Below are 16,744 nucleotides of genomic sequence, written 5' to 3'. Positions count from 1 at the left end.
CACCAATCTATGGATTAGCCCACATTTTCCCAAAAAGGCTTTGACTTTTGACAAACGATTTTACAGCGGAAAAATGTTTGTGTAAAAAACATGCAACTGTTATTGCTCGATGTTTTCCGGTTGCGCCAGCGTTTCCCTTTTATTAAAAAATGTAAGCAGCGCAAAGCAAAGCAGGCCGCCCAGGATGATGATGACGGTTTGGGCCACCCACAACAGCCAGCCCAACGCAATGCCGGTTTCGCGGGCCACGCCGTACAGTTCCATCAGCTTTTCTACCAGGAACGGGTATGCGCCAATGCCGCCCGGCGTAATGATCATTGCAATGCTGCCAATGCCCAACGTGGTAAGGCCGCTACCGATGCCAAGATGCGCCGTTTCGCGCAGCGCATAAATGCCCACAGTGGTGCTGGCCAGGTACATTGCCCAAATGAGCACGGTATGAAAAAGAAACAGGCCTTTTCGTTTGACCAGCCGGATGCTGTTCAAGCCATTGGCGATGCCGGTTAAAATGTTTTTAATTTTGCCCACTGCATCAATATGTCCGAAACGGCGGAGCACAAACGAAGCGAGGGCAATGCCGCCAATGACGATGACTAATACGATTCCGATTTTGGTAAAAGAAAAATCGCCGCTGCGGTTGCGGAAAAAATTGGCAAAAAGGTTGGCAACATAGTCGCCGATTAGATGGCCTTCGAATAACAGGGCCAGCACAAATATGATCAGCAGGCACACCACATCCACGGCCCGTTCCACCACGATGGTGCCCACCAGTTTGTCGGCCCGCACTTTTTCGTAGCGGGCCAGCAGCGTGCATTTCACCACTTCGCCCAGCCGCGGCACACCGGCATTTACCAGGTAGCCAATCATTACGGCCGCAAACGTGTTGAAGTTAGAAGGCTTGTATCCCAACGGCTCCATTAGTATTTTCCAGCGCATGGCGCGGCTATAGTGGCTGATGAGCAGCATGGCCACTACCGGCACGGCCACCCAGTGCCGTGCATTGGCCACTGCGTATTTGATGGCCGTCCACTGCTGCTGGTTGATGTCTTTAATGGTGAGCCAAACAAAGAACAGCCCGAGGCCCAGGAAAAACAGGTACTGCAAAACGGTTCGTAAGGTGGGATGCATGGATGCAAATGTAGTTGGGAGACCGGAAAGTCAGGAAAGACGGAAAAGACAGGAAAGTCCGAAGTCGGAGGTCGGAAGTCAGAAGACGGGAGTGGGAAGATTTTATTGCTGATGAATGGAGACTGTTAAGTGGAAGAGCATCGATAAAGAAAATACATCCGTCCACAAAAAAAGACGCATACCGTATAGTAAGCGTCTTTCCCGTCTTGTATTTCTTCGGACCTCGGACTTCGGTCTTCCGACCTCCCTACAACCTATTTCCTTCTTTCGGAAACACCACCCAGGGCTTAAATGTTTTTGCTTCTTCAAACGGCATTGATGCGTAGGAAATGATCACCACCACATCGCCGGCCATGCCGCGCCGAGCAGCAGGCCCGTTGAGGCAGCACACACCGGAACCACGCTTGCCTTTGATCAGGTAGGTTTCAATGCGTTCGCCGTTGTTTACGTTTACGATCTGCACTTTTTCGTGCTCAATCATGTTGGCCGCTTCCATCAGGTCCTCATCAAGGGTAAGGCTGCCCACATAATTCAAATTGGCTTCCGTAATAACGGCACGGTGCACTTTCGATTTTAATACAGAAATGGTCATAGCGGCGCAAAGTTAGGCCCTTTACACAAAGAACATGTTAATTAAGCGGAAGGTTGTCGATGAGGCGAATGCCGTTTACGGCAGCGGCTACCAGCGCCACTTTGGGCTCGGCCCCGTTTTGGGCGGGCTGCAAAGTCTGCGCATTTCGGATGGCCACATAATCTACGGCAAAACCCTGCGCCTCCAGTTGGCGAGTGGCGGCAGTTTCCAGTTCGCCTGCCGGTTCGGCCTGTACGTGGTCCTGGATAAAGCGCAGCGCCTTAAACAATTCTGTGGCTTTGGTGCGGTCTTCGGCCGACAGGCGCAGGTTGCGGCTGCTCATGGCCAGGCCGTCTGCTTCGCGCAGGGTGTTGGCAATAATGAGCTGCGGCGTGGCGCGGCCGGTAAGTTCCAGCAGCCGGCTTACCACCATGCATTGCTGGTAATCTTTTTGGCCCATATACAGGCGGTGCGGCTCCACCAGTTGCAGCAGGCGGTCAATGACCTGACATACGCCCTGGAAATGCCCGGGCCGGAAAGCGCCTTCCAGCAGGGTTTCAATCACGCCCAGTTCGTAATGCCTAGCCTGGTAGCCCGTTGGATATATTTCGGAAACCGAAGGCAGGAACAGCACATCGCAGCCGCCCTGGAGCAGTTGCTCCATATCCTGTTCAATTGTTTTAGGGTAATGTTGAAAGTCCGCGGCATTGTTAAACTGCGTGGGGTTAACAAAAATGCTGCACACCGTCAGGTCGTTGCCCGCAACCGACTGGCGAATGAGGGAAAGATGCCCTTGGTGCAGGGCGCCCATGGTGGGCACAAAGCCCAGGGTTTTGCCGGCCGAACGTTGTTGTTGCAGGTGCAAATGCAGGGCTGCGGCTTCTTTGAACAGGATCATAAAAGGGGTAGGGGCAGTGTTTGGCGGTAATGCTTAAAAATATTTAATTACCTTTGCAACCTTTAATAAAAAAGCGTTTAAAAAGGTTACAATGTCGGCAAAGAAAAGAATTTTATTTATTGCTAACGAAATGTCGCCCTACCTGGAGCTGACTGAGTTTTCGGAAATTGTGAACAAGCTAGCAATTAAAGCAAACGACTCGGGATTTGAAGTGCGCTGCATTATGCCTCGATTTGGCACCATCAACGAACGCCGCCACCGCCTGCACGAAGTAGTACGGCTTTCGGGCATCAACGTTTCTGTCGACAACGAAGATTTTCCCCTCCAGATCAAAGTGGCCTCGCTCCCCAATGCCCGCCTCCAGGTTTATTTTCTAGACAACGAAGACCTGTTTAAACGCAAATTTGTTTTTGCCGACGAAGGCGAGCAATGGTACGACGACAACGACCTGCGCACCGTTTTCTTTTGCAAAGGCGCCCTTGAAACGGTGAAAAAATTTGGCTGGCCTCCCGACATCATTCATTGCAGCGGCTGGATGACCGGCCTGATTCCTTTTTACCTGAAAACTGTATACAAAAAAGAACCGGTGTTTGCCCACAGCAAAGTGGTGTACACAATCGGTCAGAATACTTTTGAGGAAAGCCTGGGGGCCGATTTTGTAAAAAAGGCCATGATCCACGCCTCGCTGAAAGAAAAAGAACTTGATATTTATAAAGATGCCAGCAACATGGCGTTGCAGCGCGGCGGCGCCACTTTTGCCGACGCCATCACCTTTGGCGATGAAAGCGTAGACCCCGAACTGGTTGAAGCATTCACGAAAGTGAAAGGCAAAAAAACGCTGCCTTACAACCCCGAATCTGATTTAACAGACTATTTACAGTTGTATAGCGACCTTGCCGGTAAGTAATAGTTACAGCAATGAGTAATATGTGGCGCACTATTGCGGGCTCCACCTATTACTCATTGTTCGTTAAGCCTGGTGATATTTTTTCAACCGATTAATATAAACTTGTGAAGCAACAAAGCGTGGTGCTGCGGTCTCTCTCTGTATGTTTGTTTGGCCTTCTATTATTAGCATCCTGCAAAAAGGTAAACGACGCTACAGAACTGGGCGGCGACCTTATTCCACCCGTTGATAATATAAACACGTTCGACACCACACTGGAAGTGTTTGCCTACAACCAGCCTTTTGGCACCGGCGATACCTCGCGGAGCATTTACAACGAAACCCATTTTATTGGCAACATCAGCAACGACCCGCTGTTTGGTACTTCTTCCGGCACCCTGTTTCTGCAATTAAAGCCACAAGTGTTCATCAAGCCTTTTCAGTTCACTGATAAAAATAAGATTGTAGGTATTGATTCGGTAGTGCTGGTGTTGGGATATAATTCTACTTACGGCGATACCATGCAGCCGCTCAACCTGCAGGTGTACGAAATAGATCAAAGCAGCGCTTTCACCGATGATTCGCTGTACTTCGTAAATCAAAACAATTTTACCTACAGCAATCCTATTTCCGGCATCCAAACCGTTTTTCCTTATACCTTGAATGATTCGGTGAAGCTTTTCCGGGAAGCGGCAAAAAACCAGGTGCGGTTGCGGTTGAACAATGATTTTGGCGACCGCCTGCTGCGCTACGATTCTACCAATGCTTACCTGAGTGATTCGGCATTTAATACCCGCTTTAAAGGTTTTGCAGTAAGGCCCGAAAACAAATCAATGGGCAATGCACTGGTGGGCGTTTCACTTGCTGATTCGAACACCAAACTGGCCATTTATTACCGATACAACAACAGCAGCAACGCATTGGATACTGCTGTGACTTATTTCCGATTCAATACGTCAACTTCGGCATCGGCCAATTACATTGAACGCGACCGGACCGGTTCCGAATTTGCAGCCGTTGCTGGCGACAATACGCCGGACGAACTGGTTTATATTCAAAACACACCTGGCACTTATGCACGCCTGTCGGTTCCGGGATTGTATACACTCACCAACCGGGTGGTACACCGTGCCGAACTACTGGTACAACAGGTTTCTGATCCGGCCGACAAACAATTTACACCACCGCCTTATCTCTACCTCGATGCATACGATACAACCAACAAAGTGTACCGCACCATTCCCATCGATGTAGCCATCAACCCGCAAAATGGACAAATCACAAATGCGCTTCAATTTGGCATGGCAGGCCGCAGAACCTCGTTTGCCGGCAAGGATATAGTGGAGTGGCGCTTCGATATTTCGCGGTATGTGCAGCGGGTAGCCAACGCAACGCTCAGCCCATACGAGTTCCGGCTGTCCAGTCCATTCTTTATCACACCAAGGCTGGCATCGGGTAGCCAGGTTCAGCCCTTGTATGTCAATCCGGTGTTTGGCATTGGCCGGGTGCGGGTTGGCGGCGGCAACCATCCCACACAGCCTATGAAGCTGCGGATTGTTTATGCAAAGATTTAAACGCGTATTACTTTATTGAAATATACGGGCCGGGGCTATATTTGCACCCGGCTTTTTTTCTGTAACAACACAGAGGCCAATTTAAAATTCTAAACCGGATGCCTTACCTATTTACTTCCGAAAGCGTATCGGAAGGCCACCCCGATAAAGTGGCCGACCAGATCTCTGATGCCTTGATCGACCATTTTCTTGCATTTGACCCCGAATCGAAAGTTGCCTGCGAAACGCTGGTAACAACCGGTCAGGTAGTGCTGGCTGGCGAGGTAAAATCGAAAGCTTATCTCGATGTACAGGATATTGCCCGTGGTGTGATCCGTAAAATCGGTTACACCAAAAGCGAATATATGTTTGAAGCCAACTCCTGTGGTATCCTGTCCGCCATTCACGAGCAGTCGGCCGATATTAACCAGGGCGTTGACCGCAAACAAAAAGAAGAACAAGGTGCCGGCGACCAGGGGATGATGTTTGGTTACGCAACCAGCGAAACCGACGATTATATGCCGCTGGCCCTCGACCTGGCCCACAAACTGCTGCAAGAGCTGGCTGCACTGCGCCGCGAAAATGGGGAGATCAAATACCTGCGTCCGGATGCAAAAAGCCAGGTAACATTGGAGTACGACGATAACAACCGTCCGGTACGCATTGATGCAATCGTGGTATCTACACAGCACGACGATTTTGGCTCGGAAGAAGAAATGCAGGCGCAGATCCGCAAAGACATCATCGACATTTTGATTCCCCGCGTAAAGGCTAAGTACGGTAAGTATGCACACCTGTTTGCCGGCGAAATCAAATACCACATTAATCCAACCGGCAAGTTTGTAATCGGTGGGCCGCATGGCGATACTGGTTTGACCGGTCGCAAAATCATTGTAGATACTTACGGTGGTAAAGGTGCACACGGCGGTGGTGCGTTCAGCGGGAAAGATCCTTCCAAAGTGGACCGTTCTGCTGCTTATGCAACCCGTCATATTGCCAAAAACCTGGTTGCTGCCGGTGTTGCCGACGAAGTGCTGGTGCAGGTGTCTTACGCTATTGGCGTTGCCCAACCCACCTCGATCAATGTAAACACATACGGCACGGGTAAAGTTGGTAAAAGCGATGGCGAAATTGCCAAGATCGTTGAAGGCATTTTCGACATGCGTCCTTACTTTATTGAGCAGCGCCTCAAACTGCGCAATCCTATTTACAGCGAAACTGCTGCTTACGGACATATGGGCCGCCAGCCGCAAACCATCACCAAAGTGTTCAAAACCCATGATGGTGGCGAACTGAAGCGCGAAGTGGAACTGTTTACCTGGGAAAAACTCGACTATGTAGACCAGGTGAAAGCTGCATTTGGCATTCAATAAATATTTTGCGTTATGCTATAACCTCCCTCATTGTGGGGAGGTTTTTTTATTTGACTAAAACATGAATGAACACCACAACCCATGGACCATCGTTGCCCAAAAACAAGTGTACGATAACCCATGGATCGGCGTTACCGAATTTGACGTGCTGAACCCTGCGGGTGGCAAGGGTATTTATGGGAAAGTGCATTTTAAGAATTTAGCCATCGGCGTTATTCCCATTGATGCAGCCGGTAATACTTACCTTGTGGGCCAGTATCGTTTTCCGCTGAGCCAGTACAGTTGGGAAATTCCTGAGGGCGGTTGCCCGCTCGGAACCGATCCGCTGGAAACAGCAAAACGGGAACTGGAAGAAGAAACCGGGCTGGTGGCAACGCAGTGGACAAGGATACAGGAAATGCACTTAAGCAACTCCGTTAGCGACGAGCATTGTTTTATTTACCTGGCACAGGGGCTGCAGCAAATGCAGGCCATGCCCGAGGAAACAGAACAACTGGTGGTGCGGGAAGTGCCCTTTACCGAGTTGTACCAAATGGTGGCCAACGGAAAAATTACCGATGCCATTACTGTGGCTGCGGTGTTGAAAGTGCACATCATGATTTTAGAGGGAACACTAAAAATAAAAGGTTGAAAAAATCTTCATTGATCATAGGGCGGCAGCCGCTTGCCGAAGCGATGGATGCGGGCCGGCCCATCGATAAAATTTTGTTGGCAAAAAACGCCGGCGGCGAAATGGCGGCGACCATCCGCAGGCTAGCCAAGGACCGCAACATACCGGTACAGGTGGTGCCCATTGAAAAACTCAACTCCATTAGCCGCGCCAACCACCAGGGTGTCATTGCGTTTGCAGCCCTGGTGCAATACCTCGATCTGCAACAAGTAATCGATCATGTGGTAGGACAGGGGCAGGTGCCGCTTTTTGTAATATTGGATGGTGTAACGGATGTGCGCAACATTGGCGCCATTGCCCGCACTGCATTGTGTTGCGGCGCACAGGCACTCATTATTCCCGACAAGGGCGTTGGTGCATTGAATGAAGAAGCGCTGAAATCTTCGGCCGGTGCGCTGGAAAAAATACATGTGTGCCGGGTAAACAGTTTGATGAAAGCGGTAGACGAACTGCACATGAACGGCATCAAGGTTTTTGCTGCAGAAATGGAAGCAAAGCCGCTGCTGCACGAACTGGATTGGAAAGAACCGGCGGCAGTAGTGATGGGTTCGGAGGACAAAGGTGTTTACCCCGCGCTGATGAAAATCTGCGATGAAAAATTTCGCATACCCATGGTCGGTAGCTTCGAGTCACTGAACGTTTCGGTAGCGGCAGGAATGATTTTGTACGAAGCGATGAAAAAGCGGATGGAAAATTAGTCTGTGCATGAATACCGAAATCCCAAATCCGCAATCCGAAATTCAGCTCGTTGAATGTCCCCGCGACGCCATGCAGGGTTGGAAACATTTTATTAAAACCGAAGAAAAGGTCAATTACCTGAACGCCTTGTTGCAGGTGGGTTTTCATACGCTGGATTTCGGCTCCTTTGTTTCGCCAAAGGCCATTCCACAGATGGCGGACACCGCAGCTGTCTTGGCGGGTCTTGACCTGTCGAACACAAATACAAAGTTGTTGGCAATTGTTGCCAATGTTCGCGGTGCGGAAGAAGCCGCAGCGTTCGATGCAATTAAATATCTGGGTTTTCCTTTTTCCCTTTCCCCCAAGTTTCAACAGCGCAATACAAACAGCAATATCGAAGAAGCCCTGAAGCGGGTAGACGCCATCCAGCAGATTTGCCAACAAGCGGGAAAAGAACTGGTGCTGTACCTGAGCATGGGTTTTGGCAACCCTTATGGCGATCCGTATAATGCAGCTGTGCTGCTGCATTGGGCAGGTGAAATGGCTGCCAAAGGCATCCGCACTATTTCGCTGGCTGATACCGTTGGCGTGGCCACACCGGAGCAAATACAATTTGCGCTGCAAACTTTAATTCCGCAATACAAGGAAGTTACTTTTGGCGTGCACCTGCATTCGGCGCCGCACAACTGGCAGCCGAAACTCACTGCAGCGTGGGACGCCGGCTGCCGCAGGTTTGATGGCGCTTTAAAAGGCATTGGCGGCTGCCCAATGGCCGCCGACGATTTGGTGGGCAATATGGACACCGAACAAATGCTGCGCTATTTTCAAAAACAACCCGGCTTGCTGCAGGTAAATGAGCAGGCGTTGAGCCGGAGCCTGCAACTGGCCACGGAAATATTTGGCGTGTAAAAGTTTTACTTTAGCCGTTTAACGTTACTGATTTCGTAGCCATGGACCTGATGCTCAAACTGGCTTTGCCACCCGCTTCGCACCATATACAACACACGCATAAAATCCTTTCTATTGGTTCCTGTTTCACCGAACATATTGGTAATGCTTTACAAGACCTGAAGTTTGATGTGCTGCAAAATCCCTTGGGCATCCTGTTTGATCCGGCTTCGGTTTGCGCCAGCCTGGTGGCTTTCCTGCAGGGAAAAGTATATGGCCCTGAAGATCTCTTTTTTTACAATGAATTGTGGCAAAGTTGGAACCATCACAGTAGGTTTTCAGGCGTGGACCAGGATGCTGTGTTGGCGCAAATGAATGCGGCACAGCAACAGGCAGCTGCGTATCTGCAAGACGCCGACTGGCTGATCATTACATTGGGCTCTTCGTTTAGCTACCGGCTGCAGCAACTGGCAACCGTTGCCGGTGTTAACCAAACCCACCCGGCGTCGATGGGCGGAGTGGCCAATTGTCACCGGGCACCTCAGCAATGGTTCAATAAACACTTGCTGCAAATCACTGAAACCATTGAATTGTTAGACAATACGATTCACCAGCTTTTTTACCACAACCGAAAAGTTCGGATCATTTTTACGGTATCGCCGGTGCGGCACATAAGAGATGGGGTAGTGGAAAATAACCGCAGTAAAGCGCGGTTGATCGAAGCGGTGCATCACCTGGTAAACAAGTTCGACCGGCTGCATTACTTTCCTTCTTACGAACTGGTGGTGGATGTGCTGCGCGACTACCGCTTTTTTGCTGAAGACATGGTGCATCCCAATTACCTGGCAACGGGTTTTGTGCTGGACAAGTTTTTACAAACATTCACCAGCGCCGAAACGCAGGAACTAGCTTCTCTGCTGCGGTCGCTGCACACCGCCCGGAAACACAAAGCGCAACATCCCGAAACCGAAGCGCATCAGAAGTTTTTAGCGGCACATTTTAATAAAACAAAGGAGTTGCAGGAGCGGTATCCATTTCTGGATTTAAGCGATGAGTTGGACTATTTTGGTGGCGGTCAATAGCTGCTGCACGTCATTGCGAGGCGCTGCACGAAACATAAACCCGATGCCCATCCTTGCGCCGAAGCAATCTCCGACAATACTGTCGTGAAACGATTGAACCACAAGTACAAATTCTTAAATCAAAACGGCGTCTTTGCCGTTTGGCGGGAGATTGCTTCGGCGCAGGCGACCCTCTAATTGCCATTTCACCGCTGCGCCTCGCAATGACGTCTGTGCTTCGTTAAAGCGGTTATTTTCGTTTGAATTTGAGCTTAGCATCATTCAAATCTGTACGATTAATGCATCCGGTCGCCGCGCAACTCGAGGCGCTGCATCACATCCGCCTCAAAATCCAGCCATTCCTTCCAGCGGCGGCGCACTTTTTCTTTATCGAGGTACGTTTCGGCCAATTCAATAAAAAGGGTATAATGCCCGGCCTCGCTTTCCATAAACCGGCGGTAAAATTGCCGCAGGTAATCATCGTTCAGCCCTTCGCTCAGGCGCTTAAACCGTTCGCAGCTACGGGCTTCAATCAGGGCCATGGTCAGGAGTTGGTCCAGCAGCCGATCTTCCTCAGCGCCACCCTTGGTCTGAAACTGCAGCAATTCGTTTACATACTGATCCTTGCGCTGGCGGCCGAGGGGCAGGCCCCGTTTTTTAAGCTCAGCCAATACTAGCCGAAAATGCCCCCATTCCTCCGTCACGATCGGCGCCAGCTCGGCCACCAGCTTTTCTTTGTCGGGGTTGCGCTGTATGAGCGAAATGCAAGAGGTAGCAGCCTTTTGCTCGCAATAGGCATGATCGGTGAGGATTTCGCCCAAGGAGATTTCGGCTAAATTCACCCACCGCGGATCGGTGGGCAATTGCAGGCCCAGGATGGCGCGGGTGTCCTGCGATAGTTCTTCGGCGTGGTTCATGGGGCAAAAATAGAGTGGGGAGGGGAGAGTTGGCAGTTGGGAGTCCAGAGTTTTGAGTTATCAGTGGTGAGTAAATGGGAATTGCTTATCGTGTATGCAGTATATGATATTACGACTTTCCGCATTTTTCTATAAAGTGCCGGATTCGCTGTACGGGCTATTTTGCTGTTTATGGCAGCCTCTTGCCTTTGTCATCCTGAGCGCAGCGAAGGATCTGAGCCGGCAATAACCGAATTTATGAATAAAGAAAAAGAACTTGCTTCTTCAAAATATGTTCATCAGGTGCGGCACTCAGATCCTTCGCTACGCTCAGGATGACAAAGGCAGGCTCATGATAGTCATCTGATAGTAGGCACCGGCGATTATTTTACAAAAAACGCCAATTGCCCGTTCGGCATCTTTGCCGCAAACAAACGCACCCTATCCTGCTTCTCACAACTCACAACTCTCATCTATCAACTCCCAACTTAACTCGCCACCAACTACTCCCAATTCCCCTGATTTTCGTGTCAACTAATTTCCTTAGCTTTGCCCCCGAAAATATACATGGGTATCTAATCGGATGTCTTTTCAAAAAAAACTACGATGTCATTAACTAAAGAAAAAAAAGCGAGCATTTTCGGTCAATTTGGAGGATCGGAAACAAACACAGGCTCTATTGAGGGCCAAATTGCGCTGCTGACAGAGCGCATCAGCCAAATCTCCGGCCATTTGCAGCAAAACAAAAAAGATTTCTCTACCCACCGTGGCCTGATGCAGCTGGTTGGTAAGCGCCGCCGCCTGCTCAATTACCTGCAAAAACACAACCTGCAGGGCTATCGCCAACTGATTGAGAAGCTGGGTTTAAGAAAATAATTTACCTATTGCACATATCCCTCCCGGTAAGGGAGGGCTTTTTGTTTAGTACAGCGGGCTTGTGTCCGCTGTACTAAACTTGTTTCTGCATTTCATTTTACCTTTCCTTGATTGCTTGTCCCTCCTGCACATCAGGGAACAAACTTGGACCAATGCTCACACAAAAAATCAGCAAAACATTTGACATAGGCGATGGTAGGGAAGTGACCATCGAAACCGGCAGACTGGCACGGCAAGCGGATGGATCGGTAACGGTGCGCATGGGCAACTCTATTTTACTGGCTACAGTAGTGGCTACCGAAGAGCCCAAGCCCGGACAGGAGTTTTTCCCGCTCAGCGTGGATTATATGGAGAAATTCGCCTCTGCAGGTCGCATTCCCGGCTCTTTCTTTAAACGCGAAGGCCGCCTTTCCGACTACGAGGTGCTTATTTCCCGCCTCATCGACCGGGCACTGCGCCCCCTGTTCCCCGAAGATTATTTCTGCGAGGTACAGGTGATCGTAACCCTTATTTCTTCCGATGCGGAGATCATGCCCGATGCACTGGCCTGTCTGGCAGCCTCTGCAGCACTGGCGGTTTCTACTATTCCCATTAAAGAAATCATTTCCGAAGTGCGGGTTAGCCGCATCGGCGGTCAATTCAAGATCAACCCCACCCGCAGCGAAATGCAGCAGTCCGATATGGACTTCATCGTCGCCGCTACCATGGACAACATCATGATGGTGGAAGGTGAGGCTAAAGAATGCTCTGAAGATGACCTGGTGGAAGCACTGGGGGTTGCCCACGAAGCCATCCGCAAGCAGATCCAGGCCCAGGCCGAACTGCGCGACATGGTTGGCGTAGGCCCCAAACGCGACTATCCAAAGCCCCAGCAAAACGATGCACTGCGCCAGCGTGTGGAAGAGTTTGCTAAGGAGCGGATGCTGGCTGATGCCCGCGGACGTCTGCCCAAAGCAGAGCGCAAAGAAAACTACAAGAAGATTTTCGAAGACCTGAAAGAAGTGCTGCGTCAGGAAGCTAATTTGCCGGAGGGCGAAGACATTGCCGACGACATCAAAAAGATGGTCAAAAATTATCTTTCCGACCTGCAGTACCACGTAGTTAGGGAAATGATCCTGAACGACCGGACCCGTCTGGATGGCCGTGGTCTGGAAGATGTGCGTCCGCTGGACATGGAGGTAGACGTGCTGCCCACGCCACACGGCGCTGCGCTGTTTACCCGTGGCGAAACACAGTCGCTCACCACAGTTACCCTCGGTACGCCGCTGGACGAACTGTTGGTAGAAAGCGCTGCCTCCTCCGAATATTCGAAATTTATCCTGCATTATAATTTCCCTCCGTTTTCAACTGGTGAGGTGAAGTTTTTGCGCGGCCCTGGCCGTCGCGAAGTAGGCCATGGTAACCTTGCGCTGCGTTCGCTGAAGCAAATGATGCCTGCCGGCGATTTTGCCTATACCGTTCGCGTGGTGAGTGATATCCTTGAATCAAACGGTTCATCTTCGATGGCTACCGTTTGCGCCGGTTCGCTGGCCCTGATGGATGCCGGTGTTCCTTTCCGCAAACACGTAGCTGGTGTAGCGATGGGTTTAATTACTGAAGGTGGTAAATACGCAGTGCTTACCGATATCCTGGGCGATGAAGATCACCTGGGCGATATGGACTTTAAAGTAACCGGCACCCGCGATGGCATTTGCGGTATCCAGATGGATATCAAAGTAGATGGCCTGCCGCTGGAGGTAATGAAGGCTGCGCTGCAGCAAGCCAACCGCGGCCGCATGCACATTTTGGATGCCATGCACAACTGCATTGGCGAAGCCCGCAGCGATGTGAAGCCGCATGCTCCACGCATGATCAAGCTGTTCATCGACCGCGAGTACATTGGTGCAGTGATCGGGCCACAGGGCAAGATCATCCAGGAAATTCAACGCGAAACCGGTACTACCATCAACATCGAGGAAAAGAACAACCAGGGCGAAGTAGGCATTTTCGGCGCCAACAAAGAAGGCGTAGACAAAGCCGTATCCTGGATCAAAGGCATTGTTTCCGTTCCGGAAGTAGGCGAGGAGTACGAAGCTACCGTGAAGACCATTCAGCCTTACGGTGCTTTTGTTGAATTCATGCCCGGCAAACAAGGTTTGCTGCACATTTCGGAAGTAAGCTGGAAGCGTCTTGAGTCGCTGGAAGGCGTGCTGAATGAAGGCGATGTGGTTAAAGTAAAACTTACCGGTACTGATCCCAAGACCGGCAAGTTTAAATTGAGCCGCAAAGTATTGTTGCCCAAACCCGAAGGTATGACCGACGACCGTGGCGACCGTGGTGAAGGCGGCGAACGTCGCGGACCACGCCCCGAACGCCGCGATGGCGGTAACGGCCAGCGCCGCGAAGGTGGCGGTTTCCGTCCGCAAGGCGGTGGCGGTTACAACCGTCCGCAGCAGTCGGAAGGCGGCCAGCAGGGTGGACAGGAATAAGCAACAATTTTAATACATTAAGGCTGCCGGTATTTTGCCGGCAGCCTTTTTATTTTGTGGCGTTTTAATGTTGTAAAACCGTACGCAATAATCATTGCCATTTGATAAAATGAAAACGGCACTAATGGCATTGGTCATAAAACAATAGCGGCGATTTTACGAATGCAGCTATTGCTTGCACCGCTTATTTTGCTACCAAAAAAAGTTTATACTGCATTCTATCTTTAAACTATGTCCCAACACATACAAATCAGCATCGAAGCAACCGAAGAACAACAGGAAATCCTGATCAGTGAACTGAGCGACCTCGGTGCTAACGGTTTTGAACAAACGCAAACGCATTTATTAGTATATTTCGATGCAGATGCATTTCCGAGTTACGAGGTAAATGAGTTGTTGACCGATTACACAATTGCTACCCAGAACATCGAACAGCAAAACTGGAACGCGTTATGGGAATCCAACTTTCAGCCGGTAGTGGTGGATGATTTCTGTGCAGTGCGGGCACCTTTCCATGAGCCGATCACTGGTGTGCAGCACGAAATAGTAATCATGCCCAAAATGAGCTTTGGCACCGGCCACCATGCCACCACCTGGATAATGATGGCGCAGATGCGGAACATTGATTTTCATGGTAAAACGGTTTTCGACTTTGGCACCGGTACCGGCATCTTGGCCATACTGGCGCAGAAGCTGGGTGCAGCTTCTGTTTTGGGCATTGATAACGATGAGTGGAGCATTGAAAACGGGCAGGAGAATGTGGAACGCAATGGTTGTACAGGTGTGCAGATCGAATTTGCATCAACAGTGCCACAAGGTCCGTTTGATATTATCCTTGCCAACATCAACCGCAACGTAATCCTGATGCACCTGCAACATTTGGTACCAGCGGTTGTGCCGCAGGGATTGATTTTATTCAGTGGGTTACTTGAGCAAGATGAAGAGGATATTGTGAAAGCTTCCTTAACATTGAACCTGCAATTATTAAAAAAAGAAGTGCGCAATGGATGGATCTCTTTGTTGTTCCAACGGCATGCATAACCGGCATGGAATTAGAACAGACTACATCCCTTATTTCATGTATTTTTGTGCGCTTGCAAACAGCCTCGTTCTATGAATGAACTATTACTCATATTCCTGGCCTATCTAATCGGGAGCATTCCTACCGCAGTTTGGGTTAGTAAAAATTTCTTTGGAATAGACATTCGCGATTATGGCAGCGGCAACGCTGGTGCTACCAACACTTACCGCGTGTTGGGCTCCAAGTGGGGCACGTTTGTAATGGCCATCGATATGATCAAAGCAGTGGTGGCGGTAAAGCTTGCCTTTATGCTGCCCGAGGCTTACGACAACGAACTGTATCTCATCAACCTCCAATTGGGGTTGGGCCTTGCTGCTGTAATTGGGCATATTTTCCCGATTTGGGCAAATTTCAAAGGCGGCAAAGGCGTAGCATCGTTGTTTGGAATGGTGCTGGGCATTCAGCCAAACGTAGCGCTTTGTTGTGTGGGTGTTTTTATTTTAGTGCTGTACTTGACGCGTTGGGTGTCGCTAAGTTCCATCCTTGCCAGCGTTGCATTTCCCATTTTTATTCTCGTCATTTTTAACGAACCTGAGCCGCTGTACCGCGTATTTACCATCGTTGTGGCGCTGTTGGTTGTGTTTACACACCAAAAAAATATTGGCCGCATCATTAAAGGCAATGAAAGCAAAGTGCCCATTTTAAAGCACCGCGACAAGCGCCGACACCGGCAAGGAAAGTGATTTTGCAAATTATAAACAAACGAAGGCCCTGTTTCAGGGTCTTTTTCTTTGGTATAATCATTGAAATTGGAGTTCTATAAAACGTAAACCTATGGTAAAGAGCATCACGGCTTTTTTCTTAACCGCCGCCCTATTGGTAGCCTGTTCTACCAACCCTATCACGGGAAGAAGACAACTTACCCTTGTGCCTGAAGCTGAATTGCAGTCGATGGCCAACCAGCAATACCGGCAATTTCTTTCACAAAACCGTGCGGTAAGTGCCTCAGCCGACCGCGATGCGGAAATGGTGCGCCGCGTGGGCCAGCGCCTTGCTGCGGTGGTAACCAACTATGTACGCCAGGAAAAACTGGGCAATTTACTGGAAGGATACCAGTGGGAATTTAACCTTGTTGCCAATAAAGATGCAAACGCATGGGTAATGCCCGGCGGTAAATGCGTGGTGTACACCGGTCTGCTGCCCATTACACAAAACGAAGCAGCGCTGGCAAACGTGATCGGCCACGAAATTTCGCATGCTTTGTTCCAGCACGGCAACGAACGTATGAGCCAGGAAATGGCTGCACAAGGGCTGGGAGCAGGGCTTTCCATTGCTTTGGCAAATAAACCTGCGGCGACACAGCAAATATTCAATCAGGCATTTGGCGTAGGTGCACAGGCTGGTGTGCTGTTGCCTTTTTCGCGTAAACATGAACTGGAAGCCGACCGCTATGGTATGCGTTGGGCAGCCATGGCCGGCTACAATCCCCGCGAAGCCATTGCATTGTGGCAGCGTATGGAAAAAGCTTCTAACGGGCAGGCGCCACCCGAGTTTTTGAGCACACACCCTGCACCGGGACGCCGTATTGAGCAATTGCAGCAATACTTACCTGAAGCGCTTAAATATTACAAACCGGCTACTGCCCGTAAGTAATACACAACATAAAATGGTAAAAATGCCGCAAACATGGGCTGTTTGTGGCATTTTTATTTACAACGCTTTAATCTTAAGTAAAATTTTTGTAATTTTGCATGCCTGTTTGTGTGAAAGCTAAGCC

General features: G+C 49.9%; 16 protein-coding genes. 12 read left to right on the top strand and 4 right to left on the bottom strand.

The window, feature by feature from the left end; genetic code table 11:
* Nucleotides 1–99: 99 nt before the first annotated feature.
* From EPD17_RS14425 to panC, 3 genes are all read right to left on the bottom strand, one after another.
* The gene (locus EPD17_RS14425) at nucleotides 100–1,128 is read right to left on the bottom strand and encodes a lysylphosphatidylglycerol synthase transmembrane domain-containing protein (RefSeq protein ID WP_132055289.1); all 1,029 of its coding nucleotides are present in this window, start codon (nucleotides 1,126–1,128) and stop codon (nucleotides 100–102) included.
* Between the two features lie 247 nt (nucleotides 1,129–1,375).
* Complete coding sequence (gene panD, locus EPD17_RS14420) at nucleotides 1,376–1,720, bottom strand: aspartate 1-decarboxylase (protein ID WP_114233640.1); 345 nt, start codon at nucleotides 1,718–1,720, stop codon at nucleotides 1,376–1,378.
* Between the two features lie 37 nt (nucleotides 1,721–1,757).
* Nucleotides 1,758–2,597 (bottom strand): pantoate--beta-alanine ligase, encoded by an 840-nt coding sequence (gene panC / locus EPD17_RS14415; protein ID WP_132055287.1) that lies wholly within the window; start codon nucleotides 2,595–2,597, stop codon nucleotides 1,758–1,760.
* Nucleotides 2,598–2,688: 91 nt separating this feature from the next.
* On the opposite strand from panC, the gene EPD17_RS14410 reads away from it, so the two are divergent.
* The 7 genes from EPD17_RS14410 to EPD17_RS14380 all read left to right on the top strand — a co-directional run bounded on the left by EPD17_RS14410 (nucleotide 2,689) and on the right by EPD17_RS14380 (nucleotide 9,727).
* Nucleotides 2,689–3,504, top strand: a complete 816-nt coding sequence (locus EPD17_RS14410; protein WP_114233642.1) for a glycogen/starch synthase — start codon at nucleotides 2,689–2,691, stop codon at nucleotides 3,502–3,504.
* A gap of 104 nt (nucleotides 3,505–3,608) precedes the next feature.
* The gene (locus tag EPD17_RS14405; protein WP_132055285.1) at nucleotides 3,609–5,057 is read left to right on the top strand and encodes a DUF4270 family protein; all 1,449 of its coding nucleotides are present in this window, start codon (nucleotides 3,609–3,611) and stop codon (nucleotides 5,055–5,057) included.
* A 98-nt stretch (nucleotides 5,058–5,155) separates the two neighbouring features.
* Entirely contained in the window at nucleotides 5,156–6,409 is a 1,254-nt protein-coding gene (metK, locus tag EPD17_RS14400) for a methionine adenosyltransferase (RefSeq protein WP_114233644.1), read from the top strand.
* A gap of 61 nt (nucleotides 6,410–6,470) precedes the next feature.
* Nucleotides 6,471–7,040, top strand: coding sequence for an NUDIX domain-containing protein (locus EPD17_RS14395; RefSeq protein ID WP_132055283.1), 570 nt, complete (start codon nucleotides 6,471–6,473; stop codon nucleotides 7,038–7,040).
* Complete coding sequence (gene rlmB, locus EPD17_RS14390; RefSeq protein ID WP_240040633.1) at nucleotides 7,037–7,777, top strand: 23S rRNA (guanosine(2251)-2'-O)-methyltransferase RlmB; 741 nt, start codon at nucleotides 7,037–7,039, stop codon at nucleotides 7,775–7,777. Before EPD17_RS14395 ends, rlmB begins: the two co-directional genes overlap by 4 nt.
* Nucleotides 7,778–7,784: 7 nt before the next feature.
* Nucleotides 7,785–8,666, top strand: a complete 882-nt coding sequence (locus tag EPD17_RS14385) for a beta/alpha barrel domain-containing protein (RefSeq protein WP_204743164.1) — start codon at nucleotides 7,785–7,787, stop codon at nucleotides 8,664–8,666.
* 41 nt (nucleotides 8,667–8,707) lie between these two features.
* A complete protein-coding gene (locus EPD17_RS14380; RefSeq protein WP_132055281.1) occupies nucleotides 8,708–9,727 on the top strand; it encodes a GSCFA domain-containing protein in 1,020 nt (339 codons plus the stop codon).
* A gap of 275 nt (nucleotides 9,728–10,002) precedes the next feature.
* Here the strand turns inward: EPD17_RS14380 and miaE are convergent, their stop codons facing one another.
* Nucleotides 10,003–10,623, bottom strand: coding sequence for a tRNA-(ms[2]io[6]A)-hydroxylase (gene miaE / locus EPD17_RS14375; RefSeq protein WP_132055279.1), 621 nt, complete (start codon nucleotides 10,621–10,623; stop codon nucleotides 10,003–10,005).
* Between the two features lie 585 nt (nucleotides 10,624–11,208).
* Here miaE and rpsO point away from each other — a divergent pair.
* The 5 genes from rpsO to EPD17_RS14350 all read left to right on the top strand — a co-directional run bounded on the left by rpsO (nucleotide 11,209) and on the right by EPD17_RS14350 (nucleotide 16,620).
* Nucleotides 11,209–11,478 carry a 30S ribosomal protein S15 gene (gene rpsO, locus EPD17_RS14370; RefSeq protein WP_114233648.1) on the top strand — a complete coding sequence of 90 codons (270 nt, stop codon included), beginning with the start codon at nucleotides 11,209–11,211 and terminating at the stop codon, nucleotides 11,476–11,478.
* A gap of 152 nt (nucleotides 11,479–11,630) precedes the next feature.
* Nucleotides 11,631–13,946 (top strand): polyribonucleotide nucleotidyltransferase, encoded by a 2,316-nt coding sequence (pnp, locus tag EPD17_RS14365; RefSeq protein WP_132055277.1) that lies wholly within the window; start codon nucleotides 11,631–11,633, stop codon nucleotides 13,944–13,946.
* A 231-nt stretch (nucleotides 13,947–14,177) separates the two neighbouring features.
* The gene (gene prmA, locus EPD17_RS14360) at nucleotides 14,178–14,987 is read left to right on the top strand and encodes a 50S ribosomal protein L11 methyltransferase (RefSeq protein WP_132055275.1); all 810 of its coding nucleotides are present in this window, start codon (nucleotides 14,178–14,180) and stop codon (nucleotides 14,985–14,987) included.
* Between the two features lie 72 nt (nucleotides 14,988–15,059).
* Nucleotides 15,060–15,710: a glycerol-3-phosphate 1-O-acyltransferase PlsY gene (gene plsY / locus EPD17_RS14355; protein WP_114233652.1), complete on the top strand. Its 651-nt coding sequence runs from the start codon at nucleotides 15,060–15,062 to the stop codon at nucleotides 15,708–15,710.
* Between the two features lie 91 nt (nucleotides 15,711–15,801).
* Complete coding sequence (locus EPD17_RS14350) at nucleotides 15,802–16,620, top strand: M48 family metallopeptidase (protein ID WP_114233653.1); 819 nt, start codon at nucleotides 15,802–15,804, stop codon at nucleotides 16,618–16,620.
* Nucleotides 16,621–16,744: the final 124 nt, after the last annotated feature.

The sequence above is a fragment of the Pseudocnuella soli genome, from assembly GCF_004347775.1.
Lineage (GTDB): Bacteria > Bacteroidota > Bacteroidia > Chitinophagales > Chitinophagaceae > Flavisolibacter > Flavisolibacter aquaticus.
The sequence above is the reverse complement of the archived record's forward strand: the minus strand, read 5'-3'. Positions and strand labels throughout refer to the sequence as shown.